Here is a 10796-nt window from a genome sequence, read left to right as displayed (position 1 = left end):
CGCGGCTGCGGGGGCTTTCCAGACCCAGCTTGTCCATGGCGTCGCGGAATTTCTGACGGTCCTCGGCCTTGTCGATGACCTCGGCGCGGGCGCCGATCATCTCGACCCCGTGCCGCTTCAGCGCGCCCGAGGCGTCAAGCGCCAGGGCGGTGTTCAGCGCGGTCTGGCCGCCCATGGTGGGCAACAGGGCGTCGGGCTTTTCGACCGCGATGATCTTCTCGACCGCCTCGGGCGTGATTGGCTCGATATAGGTGGCGTCGGCCACCTCCGGGTCGGTCATGATGGTGGCCGGGTTCGAGTTCACCAGGATGACGCGATAACCCTCGGCCTTCAGCGCCTTGCAGGCCTGGACGCCGGAATAGTCGAACTCACAGGCCTGGCCGATGACGATGGGTCCGGCGCCGATGATCAGGATGGACTGGATGTCCGTGCGCTTGGGCATGCGTCAGGCTCTCAATTCGTCACGACCGCGCACTCCCAGCCGTCGTAATCGAGCTGGAAGGCCGCGGCCCAGGTCTGCATCATGGCCGAGACGGGGGCGAAGGACGTCTCGTCCACCGCCATGGTCGTCTCGAGGATCGTGGAATCGTCGGCGCCGCGGGTGATGAAGCCCGCCCGGCGCGCGACCTCGTTCAGATCGCCGTGGTCGCCGTCGCCGTAGAAATAGAACAGGGTGTGGCGCGGGGTGACGCCGGAATCGCCATGCTCGGCCAGGGCGGCGCGCACCATGGCGTCTCGCTCTTCATGGCTGACGTCGGCGTGGGTCACGGCGGGTCCTCAGCCTCAGGCGCGCGCAAAGGCCGGCGCGGGGAGGCGCAGCGGTCCGTCGGCTTGTCGGCTAAGCGGCCCGTCTAAAGACGGGGGGCGGCGGGGGCAAGCGCTTATCCGGCCGTTGGTGCGATCTCATCGATGCGCCCGGACCGATGCGCTTGTGACGACCATGTCCCCGAGACTAGGTTGGGTTCCGAAATCAAGGGCGAGACACCATGACGTCGGACGTGTCGTCGCAAGTGATCGTGGTCGGAGCCGGTCTGGCGGGCGTGGCGCTGGGCCGTCGACTTTTCCAATCGAATATCCCTTGTGTCGTGCTGGAGCGGCGCGATGTCTTCTCCAACGACGGTTTCGCGGTCAACCTGCCGGGCAATGCGGTCGCCGCCCTGAGCCAGATGGGACTGCGAGACGCGATCTCCAGGATGGGCCGACCGACACGGCGCAGGGAATATCGCGATCATCGGGACCGCCTGGTGTTCGAGATCGACGAAGACGCCTTCTGGGGTCTCGATCACCGGCCGCGTTGCGTGAAGCGCTCCGACTTGCTGGCTGCGCTCCGGCAAGGTCTTCCCGCCGACCTGTTTCGGATGTCATGCGCGGTCACGGATATCCGCCAGACCGATGCGACCGTCATCGCCACGCTTGAAGACGGCCAGGCGATCGCCGGAGGATTGCTGGTCGGAGCCGACGGAATACACTCCCGAACGCGGGCCTGCGCCTTTCCCGAGGCTCGGACCCAGTCGGCCGTCCTGTCACGGGCGAGCTGGCGCTTCATCGCGCCGGATCCCGGCGTTGACGGTTGGACGGTCTGGGCCGGGCCGCGGTCACTGTTTCTGTTGATCCCGGTCGGCGACGGCGAAGTCTATGGCTGGGCCAGCGTAAGCGGGGGAGCGTCCGCCCGTGAAGCGGCGGACGATCCGCGTTTCGGCGTCGAAATTTCGGCGGCTTTCAAACACTTTCCAAAGCGGGTTACAGACACCCTCGACTATCTGGTTTCGCACCCGGGCAGCGTCCATTGGTCGCCGCTCGAAGAGGTTCGTCTGGACGCCTGGGCGAACGACCGCGTCGTCCTGATCGGAGACGCCGCGCACGCAACGGCTCCCGTCTGGGCGCAAGGCGTCGCCCTGGCGCTGGAAGACGCCAACGCTCTGGGCGATCTTCTCGATGCGGACGCCGACTGGGGGGCCTCGGCAAGTCGGTTTGAAACGGCGCGACGCCAGCGTGTGCGTCATGTCCAGTCCATGACCGACAAGATGTCAAAGGCGGCCCGTCTGCCAGCGTTCGTCAGAAACCTTCTGATGCCCGTCGTCGGGCCGAAGCGGTATCACGAGACTTACGGACCTTTGCGGGCGTGATGTCATCGGCGTTCAGCCGATCGCCGCCACCCAGGCCGGCAGCTCACTGATCGATTCCAGGGCGCCGTAGCGCGGGTGCTCCTCGGGCGCGTCGGCCAGTTCGTGCGCCCAGGTGATGTGATAGGGGATGTGCACCGCCCAGGCGCCCGCCTCCAGCGCCGGCAGGACGTCGGACTTCATGGAGTTGCCGGCCATCACGGCCTGGTCCGCGCCCGTGCCGTGGCGGGCGAAGACGCCCTCATAGGTGCGGCGGTCCTTCTCGGACACGATCTCGACGGCGGCGAACAATTCGCCCAGGCCCGAGGCGGCGACCTTGCGCTCCTGATCCATCAGGTCGCCCTTGGTGATCAGCACCAGGCGATAGCGTTCCGACAGGGCCGCCAGAGCCTCGTCGACGCCGGGCAGGGTCTCGACCGGATGGGCCAGCATCTCGCGCCCGGCGGCCAGAATTTCGCGCACCACCTCGGGCGGGGCGCCGCCGTCGCACAGTTCCATCGCCGTCTCGATCATCGACAGGGTGAAGCCCTTCACCCCATAGCCGTAGAGCCGCAGATTGCGGCGCTCGACCTCGGCCAGGCGCGTCTCGATGGTCTCGCGGTCGCCGTGGTCGTCCAGCAGGTCGACGAACCGGTCGTGGGTCAGACGAAAGATCGTCTCATTGTGCCAAAGGGTGTCGTCGGCATCGAGACCGACGGTGGTGATGGGCGCGCGCTGCATGGTTGGCGAATGTCCCACGCGAGGCCGCGACGCAAGGGGGCGGCGGCTTTTGTAAGCGCCGATCACTGACGGTTACGGCTTGTAATGACCGCCCCACGGTGGTCCTATCGCACGATCGTCGGGGGAGGCGGATGCGCTGTTGGCCAGCTCGCTGGCCGTGAAGGCCCGGCACACGCAAAAAGGCATCGTATGAATATCGTCATCTTGCTGGGGGTGATCGTCACCCTCGTGACAGGTCTGCCTGTCCTGATGCAGATCCTGAAGAACCACCCCAAGGGTCTGATCATCCTGTTCTTCGCCGAGATGTGGGAGCGGTTCTCCTACTACGGCATGCGCGGGATCCTGATCTTCTACCTGACGCAGCATTTCCTGTTCGACGACGCGACGGCCAGTTCGACCTATGGGTCCTACACCTCGCTGGTCTATCTGCTGCCGCTGGTCGGCGGCATCGTGGCGGACCGCTACATCGGCACGCGCAAGGCCATCGCCTTCGGCGCCCTGCTGCTGGTCGCGGGTCACGGCCTGATGGCCTATGAGGGGCGTCCGGCGACCGAGACCCTGACCTATGCCGGCCAGTCCTATGAGATCGCCTCGGAAGGCCGCGGCGCGGGCCGCGAGGTCTCGATCGTCGTCAACGGCCAGAACTACAGCTTCGGCCCGGCCGAGGGCGGCGGCATCGCCGTCGAGGGCCTGCCCGCCGGTTCGCCCCTGCCCGCCGTCCTGCCGACCGGCCAGTACGAGATGAAGCAGACGCGCGACAGCCAGGGCGTCAACGTCTTCTATCTGGCCATCTCGCTGATCATCATGGGCGTCGGCTTCCTGAAGCCGAACATCTCGTCGATCGTCGGCCAACTGTATCCGCAGGGCGATCCGCGCCGGGATTCGGGCTTCACCCTGTACTATTACGGCATCAACCTGGGTTCGTTCTGGGCCGCGGTGCTGTGCGGCCTGTTGGGCCAGACGGTGGGCTGGTGGGCCGGCTTCGGCCTGGCCGGGGTCGGCATGGCCCTGGGCTGGGTCGTCTTCGTGCTGGGCAAGCCCCTGCTGGAAGGCAAGGGCGAATCGCCCAACCCCGAGCTGATCAAGCGCCCGGTGTTCGGGCCGATCAACCGCGAATGGCTGATCTACATCCTGGCCATTCTGGGCGTCGGCGCCGTCTGGTTCCTGGTGCAGCGCAACGCCCTGGTCGGCACGGTGCTGGGCTTCTCGACCCTGGCCTCGCTGGCGGCGATCGTCTGGATCATCGCCTTCGTCTGCAAGACCTGGGTCCAGCGTCAGCGCATGATGCTGGCCCTGGTGCTGATCTTCGGCGCGGTGGTCTTCTTCACCCTGTTTGAACAGGCCGGCACCTCGCTGAACCTGTTCGCGGATCGCAACGTCGACCTGACCATCACCTCTCAGGCGATGCAGATCCTTGGCGTCACCATCGGCACGCCGGACCAACTGGCCGCGGCGGGGATCACCAACCCCGGACTGTGGGTCAACTCGACCATCACGGCCGCCCAGGTGCAGTCGTTCAACGCCGGCTTCATCCTGATCTTCGCCCCGATCTTCGCGGCGATGTGGGCCTGGCTGGCGGCGCGCAAGCGCGACCCGAACCCGACGATGAAGTTCGGCCTGGGCCTGGTTCAGGTCGGCCTGGGCTTCCTGGTCGTGGTCTGGGCGGCGGGCGCGGGCATGGTCAGCCCGGCCTTCCAGATGCCGCTAATGATCCTGGCCATGCTGTATCTGCTGCACACCACCGGCGAGCTGTTCCTGTCGCCCGTGGGCCTGTCGGAGATCACCAAGCTGTCGCTGCCTTCGGTGGTCAGCTTCATGATGGCCGTCTGGTTCCTGGCCTCATCCATCGCCCAGTTCGTCGGCGGCAAGATCGCCGGCCTGATGGGCACCGAGACGGTGGGTGGTCAGGTCCTGGACCCGCAGGGCGCCCTGGCGACCTCGCTGGACGGCTTCTCGAAGCTGGGCTGGTGGGGCGTCGGCATCGGCGTGGCCTTCATCCTGGTCAGCTTCCTGATCAAGGGCTGGTCGCACGGGGCCAACGACGCCTCGAACCACTGACCGCTCTAGAGGTCTGAACTGAAGAGGGCGGCGTCTCGATCGAGGCGCCGCTCTTTTTTGCGCGCTAACGCTCGCCGCGCGGCGGCTCGCTGCTTGAGGGCGGGGTGTGTTTCTTGCCCTAGCGCTCGGCTCGCGGAGCCTCGCTGCTTGAGGGCGCTGCTATGCGCGAGTTCGGACGTCGCCTTATCCCACTCGCCGCCATCCTCGGACTTGATCCGAGGATCAGACCGTCAGCGCACTGGGGGTCGCCGTTGTGACGCCCATGCCAAACCCTCATCGCCGAGCGCGCCGCAGCCTCTGATCCTCGGGTCAAGCCCGAGGATGACGGGTGTGAAGGGGGAGACGCGCGGCGCGGGGCCTACCTACAGCGTCTTGCGGAACTGTAGGAAGAACCAGGGATAGGCGCTGGTCTGCTGCTGCTCGTAAAAGGCCAAGGGCGCGGTGTTGCGCGGGCCGGAATGGACCCAGCGGTCGCGGCTCAGTTCGCGCACCCCGGCGTTGCCGATCTCCAGCCGCACGGTCAGGTCGTCGGCGGGTTTCCACTGGCCGTACAGGGTGACGAACGGCGTGCTGTGGTTATAGCGCAGCTCGCGGGTCCGATAGTTGTAGCCGGCGTCGATGTCACAGCCGTGGTCGAAGCCGTAGCTCCAGCGGCCGCCGTCCAGATCGTGGTTGAAGTTGACGCCGCAACCGAAGCCGTCGCTGCCGGGGAAGTCGACCTCTTGGCCCGTCAGGGGATCGGTGATCCGCGAACGGGTCCAGGTGCCGCGCGCCTGGAAACGGGCGTTGGCGACGCCCAGCCGATCCAGCGGCAGGGTCAGGCGGGCCTGGAACAGGTCTTGGGACCCGTCGCCGATATTGCCCACCGCGTCGAAGCCGCCGACCAGCGGGATGACGCCGATGAAGTCGCGCACCTGGGTGTGCGACGCCTGCAACTGCAACACCGCCTCGCCCCAGAAGCGGCGTTCATAGACCGCCTCGACGATGTCGGTCTGATAGGGGACCAGGTCCGGGTTGCCGGCCGTCACCTGGCCCAGGGTGACCTCGGACGAGGCGACGAAGTCGCCGAAATCCAACTGTCCGACCTCGCGCTCGTAACGCAGGCGCAACTGATGACCGGCGACGGGCGTCCAGGTCAGTTGCAGACGCGGCTTGGGATAGGTGAAGGATTTGGAGCGGTCGATGTCGCCCGACTGGCTGATCTCGGACACCTCGATGCGCAGCCCGCCCTCCAGGGTCAGGCGCGGGCTGGGCCGCCAGGTCACCTGGCCGAAGACCTCGCCGCGCAGCTCCTCGACCTTGACGGCGGCCGAGGGCAGGGCGATGGCCACGCCGTTTTCGGCATAGGTCGTGTCCCCGTCCAGGAAGTTGTAGGCGATCTCGCCGCCGCCCTCGAAGGCCCAGCGGTCGTTGGGCCGGAAACGGGTCAGACCGCGCGCGATGCTTTCGCCCGCCGTGTCGTTCGAGGTGAAGACCGAGTTGAAGCCGCCACGCGTGAAGGGGGCGGCGAAATCTCCCTTGGACAGGCGTTGCAGGCCGGTGAACTCCAGCTCGGTGCGATCGCTCAGGGGGCGGGTCCAGCGCAGGCCGACCTCGCCGTTGACGCCCTCGAATTCCTGTCGGCTGCGCTCGTTCTGGCCCGCGCCCGCCACGACGCTCAGCGTCTGGCCGAAGCGGCTCATGTCGTAGTTGAGCAGGCCGTTGACCCGCAGCAGGCCGCCGTGGACCGGCCGCTGGACGGCCCCGGCCAGGTTCACGTTGCGGAACAGGTCATGCAGGTCCAGCCGCGCGTCCTGGATCAGATTGCCGTTGGCGTCATAGCGGCGGCGATAGCCGTCTCCGGCCAGGTCGATGCGCTGGTCCGAGGTGGCGCTGAAGGCGATCTCTTCCTGCGACTGGCCCTCGCGCCGCGAATAGGAGGCGCGGATCAGCGGGCCGATATAGCCGTCGGGATAGAGATAGGGATTGAACTCGATCACCCGTTGGGTCGTGATCGTGCGGCGCACGATGATGTTGGCGATGACCGACCGTCCCTGCATGTCGATGCCGGGCGCGCCGCCGCGGATCAGCTCGATGCGCTCGACCGAGGCGGCCGAGATGCGGCGCAGATACTGATCCAGGCTTTCGGACTTGATGGCCGGACGCTGGCCGTCGACTAGGACGTTGCCGCCCGCCCCGGCGTAGCCGCGCGTGTCGTTGTCGCCGGACTCCAGATTGAAGCCCGGCAGGCGCGACAGCATGTCCAACACGGTGTCGGGCCGGGACTCGGCGAAGAAGGCGGTGTCGAACACCAGCACGCCCTGCTGGGCCGCATCGCCCACCGTCGCGGGGACGGGCGCGGTCTGGGCCAAGGGCTGGACCAAGGTCTGGGCCAGAGTCGGTGTCGCGACGAAAACGGCGGCGGCGCCGCACAGCCACAAGGCCTTGCGCATGATGATGATCCTCCCTGCGGTCAGCCTTGCGGGCGGTCTGAGGGAGGCTCCAGTTACAACGGGGAAAGGTGGATTAAATTGCTGACAGGTATGCGGCCTTCTTCGGTCAGAAGGTCTTGCGCACCTGGATGGTCCAATAGGTCCGAGGGTTCACCACGCGGGTCTCGGTATAGGCCACGGGGCGCGTCGTCCGGTTGGCGTAGGCTGTGCGCACGAAGACGAAATCGTCCCAATCGGCCAGTTGGACCCGCACCGACAGGGTCGGGGTCGGCTTGTACTCGACATGGGCTTGCAGATAGTCGCTGCCGGCGCGCCAGCGGCTGGTGAAGTCGGGATTGTAGGTGTTCTGGCCCAGGCGGGTCAGGGTGGTGACGCCCCATTGGATCTTCCAGGAGGCGATGTCCTGGCTGACGCTGAAGGCGGGCTGGCTTTCCCGCAGGCGCGAGACGCTGCGCTTTTCACCGGTCGTCGGGTCGGTGACCTCGGTGTCGATCCAGTTGTTGCGGAAGGAGAAGCGTCCGCCGCTGAAGCCGAACCGGTCCATGGGCAGGACGACGTTCAGCGAAATCTGCTCGAACCAGCCGTCGCCGATGTTGCCGACCGCCGACAGGCCGTTCCGCAGCGGGATGACGTCGATGTAGTCGCTGACCGCGTCGCGGCGATAGCCCAGGCTGACCACGCCGTCGCCCCAGAAGCGGCGCTCATAGATGACCTCTCCGATCCAGCGCGACTCCGGCTCCAGATCGACGTTGCCGCCGAACAGGGTGTCGCTGTCCAGTTCGGCCGAGGCGGCGAAGTCGCCGAAATCGAGCTGGCCGACCTCGCGCTCGACGCGCAGGCGCAGTTGATGGCCGGGGAGCGGCGTCCAGGTGGCCTGGAAGCGCGGCTTGGCGAAGAAGAAGCTGCGTTCCTGGCTGGCGTCGCCCGACTGGCTGATGGTCGAGGCCTCCAGCCGCAGCCCGCCTTCCAGGGTCAGGTTCGGGCGGATGCGCCAAGACCCCCGGCCGAACGCCTCGCCGCGCGTCTCCTCGACCTTCACGGTGGCCGAGGGCAGGGGCACATTGGTTCCGTTGACGGTGAAGGCCTGTTCGGTGTCCAGCAGGTTGTAGGCGACCTCGCCGCCGCCCTCCAACGTCACCGACGGCGACCGCTCCCAGCGCAGCAGGCCGCGCAGAATCGTCTCGGACTCCAGGCCGGTCGATTCGAACGCCAGATCGTCGCTGACGACCGCGCCGACGAAGCCGTTGGCCGTCGCACGGTTCTCGAAGTCGGTGGCGGTGTGGATGAAGCGGGTCTCCAGCGCCAGCTTGTCCGCCAGAGGCCGGGTGAAGACGACGCCCAGTTCGCCGCTCAGGGCCTCGTTGGAATTCTCGCTGTCGCGCAGAACGGTGGGCGAGGTCTGAACCGTCGCCTCCTGCCAGTCCGACGTGCCGATGCGGGCGGTCAGGTCGATCTTGCCGCCCATGAAGGGCGAACCATAGTTGCCGCGCAGGCCGTATCCGCCGCCATAGGCCTCGGTGCGCAGGGCCTCGTCGCGCAGCACGGCTCCGTCCGGCCCGACGCGCATCACCCGGCCGACGCCGTTGCCGTCGCTGGTGCTGATGTTGTCGCTGACGACGAAGCCCCAGGTGCGTTCGCCGCTGCGGGCCGTGAACTGATAGCTGGCGCCGAAGACGTCGGGTCCGCCGTTGAACAGACTGTCGGTCAGGGTCAGGACCGATTGGCGGGTGTCTTCGCGCTTGGTGACGACGTTCACCACCTCGGAGAAGCCCTGCATGTCGATGCCCGGGGCGCCGCCGCGAATCAGCTCGATGCGCTCGACCTGGGACGCCAGGGTGCGCGACAGGACCGACGAGCCGGTGTCGTTCTTGGACGCCGGACGCGCGCCGTTGATCAGGATGTTGCCCACCGCGCCCTCGAAGCCGCGGCTGCCGTCGCCGTCGCTGCTGCTGAAGCCGGGCACGCGGTTGACCATGTCCAGGGCCGTATTCGGCCGCTGGTCGGCGAAGAAGTCGGGCGTGAAGACCAGGACGCCGCGCTGGCCGGGGGCTTCGGTGGGCGCGGGGGCGGAGGCGGGCGATGTCTGGGCCTGGGCCGCGCCAGTGATGGCGAAGGTCAGTGCGGCGGCGGCGACGGCGGCTTTTCTACTCATTGGTCTCCCCTTCTCCGCCTCAGAAGGCGGCAATGCAGGGGGCAAGTCCCGTTACATCTGTGACAGGTGGATTAAATTTCGGACAGGCATGGAACGATCCGCAACAACGATGACGACCTAGTCAATATACGGCCACATTCCACACCTTGTTGCTGAGTATGAAAACACTGAAACAGACGGCATCTGGGCCGATATTGATCCTGGCGTTGCTTGGAGTGATGATGTTCGGGTCCGTCGGCGCCCGTGCGCAGACGCCGGACGCCGATCCCTCGCTTTCCACCGATGCGGTCGAGGACGTCATCGTCGCGGCGCGGCGGTCGGGCGCGCCGATGTGGGAGATCACGCGCGGCGATGCGACCCTGATCCTGGTCGGCGACCTGAACGGGACGCCCGACGATCTGGACTGGCGGCCCGACGCCCTGGAGGCGGCGACGGCTCGTGTGCAGCGGGTGATGACGCCGCCGGCCGGTCGCGTTTCGGGCAGCGATTTCCTGCGCCTGATCTGGCGCATCCGCACGATCGGCACATTGCCCCAGGGCGTCGATCACGCCGACTATCTGGGCGCGGACTGGAATGCGCGGCTGGAAGCCGTCATGGCCGACGAACGCAACGAGACCTGGCGGCGCAGAAGCCCCGTCATGCTGAGTTTCGACCTGTTGAAGGATCGCGCGGGCTATCGGCGCGGCGATCGGTTGGCGGGCGACGCGGTGCGGCGCGCGGCGCGCAAGGCCCGCATTCCCGTGCGCTCGGTCGGCTTCGTGCGCGGCGACGAGATCATCGAATCGCTGATCGCCCAGCCGCCCGAGGCCTATGCCCCCTGCATCCGCGCCTCCATCGAGGCGGCCGAGGCGGGACCCGACGGTTTCCGTGCGCGGGCCGAGGCCTGGCGGCGCTGGCGCGTGGCCGAGGTGGTGGCCTCGCCGCTGGATCGGGCGCTGTTCCAGTGCTGGCCCTATGGCGATCCGTCCATCGGGCCGCAGTTGAACGGCCTGTGGGTCGAAGCCATCGACGGGGCGCTGAACGAGACGGGCGTGACCCTGGCGGTCGCGCCGCTGCGACTGCTGGCCGAATCGGGCGGGGTGCTGGACCGGCTGGACGCCGCCGGGTTCGAGATCGTCGGCCCGGCCTGGAAGGCCGTGCCCTAGACGGCGGTGCCGCCGACCGTCAGGCCGCCGATCTTCAAGGACGGCTGGCCGATGCCGACCGGCACGCCCTGGCCCGCCTTGCCGCAGACGCCGACGCCGGGATCGAAGGCGAAGTCGTCGCCGATCATGGTGATGTTCTGCAAGGCGGTGGCCCCGTCGCCGATCA

Annotated in this window: 8 protein-coding genes and 1 pseudogene; 3 read left to right on the top strand and 6 right to left on the bottom strand. The window is 67.3% G+C overall.

The features are described from left to right. Together V7D63_RS12505 and V7D63_RS12500 are read right to left on the bottom strand one after the other, a co-directional pair. Positions 1-442, bottom strand: a 442-nt coding sequence (locus V7D63_RS12505) for a carbamoyl phosphate synthase preATP-grasp domain-containing protein (protein WP_442882143.1), incomplete at its 3' end; no start/stop codon positions are given. 11 nt (positions 443-453) lie between these two features. Continuing rightward, positions 454-768, bottom strand: coding sequence for a hypothetical protein (locus tag V7D63_RS12500; RefSeq protein ID WP_333592611.1), 315 nt, complete (start codon positions 766-768; stop codon positions 454-456). A gap of 218 nt (positions 769-986) precedes the next feature. On the opposite strand from V7D63_RS12500, the gene V7D63_RS12495 reads away from it, so the two are divergent. Continuing rightward, a complete protein-coding gene (locus V7D63_RS12495; protein ID WP_333592610.1) occupies positions 987-2126 on the top strand; it encodes an FAD-dependent oxidoreductase in 1140 nt (379 codons plus the stop codon). A 12-nt stretch (positions 2127-2138) separates the two neighbouring features. Here the strand turns inward: V7D63_RS12495 and V7D63_RS12490 are convergent, their stop codons facing one another. After that, positions 2139-2843, bottom strand: a complete 705-nt coding sequence (locus tag V7D63_RS12490; RefSeq protein WP_333592609.1) for an HAD family hydrolase — start codon at positions 2841-2843, stop codon at positions 2139-2141. A 189-nt stretch (positions 2844-3032) separates the two neighbouring features. On the opposite strand from V7D63_RS12490, the gene V7D63_RS12485 reads away from it, so the two are divergent. Beyond that, positions 3033-4901: a peptide MFS transporter gene (locus tag V7D63_RS12485; RefSeq protein ID WP_333592608.1), complete on the top strand. Its 1869-nt coding sequence runs from the start codon at positions 3033-3035 to the stop codon at positions 4899-4901. A 362-nt stretch (positions 4902-5263) separates the two neighbouring features. On the opposite strand, the gene V7D63_RS12480 is transcribed toward V7D63_RS12485, so the two are convergent. Beyond that, positions 5264-7333: a TonB-dependent receptor plug domain-containing protein gene (locus tag V7D63_RS12480; protein WP_333592607.1), complete on the bottom strand. Its 2070-nt coding sequence runs from the start codon at positions 7331-7333 to the stop codon at positions 5264-5266. 106 nt (positions 7334-7439) lie between these two features. Continuing rightward, positions 7440-9485, bottom strand: a complete 2046-nt coding sequence (locus tag V7D63_RS12475; RefSeq protein ID WP_333592606.1) for a TonB-dependent receptor plug domain-containing protein — start codon at positions 9483-9485, stop codon at positions 7440-7442. Positions 9486-9703: 218 nt separating this feature from the next. On the opposite strand from V7D63_RS12475, the gene V7D63_RS12470 reads away from it, so the two are divergent. Beyond that, positions 9704-10630 carry a TraB/GumN family protein gene (locus V7D63_RS12470; RefSeq protein WP_333592605.1) on the top strand — a complete coding sequence of 309 codons (927 nt, stop codon included), beginning with the start codon at positions 9704-9706 and terminating at the stop codon, positions 10628-10630. On the opposite strand, the pseudogene tldD reads toward V7D63_RS12470, so the two are convergent. Next, positions 10627-10796: pseudogene (tldD, locus tag V7D63_RS12465) on the bottom strand (metalloprotease TldD); the annotation flags it as partial. The gene V7D63_RS12470 and the pseudogene tldD sit on opposite strands and share 4 nt — an antisense overlap.

This window comes from Brevundimonas sp., assembly GCF_036732845.1.
Lineage (GTDB): Bacteria > Pseudomonadota > Alphaproteobacteria > Caulobacterales > Caulobacteraceae > Brevundimonas.
The sequence above is the reverse complement of the archived record's forward strand: the minus strand, read 5'-3'. Positions and strand labels throughout refer to the sequence as shown.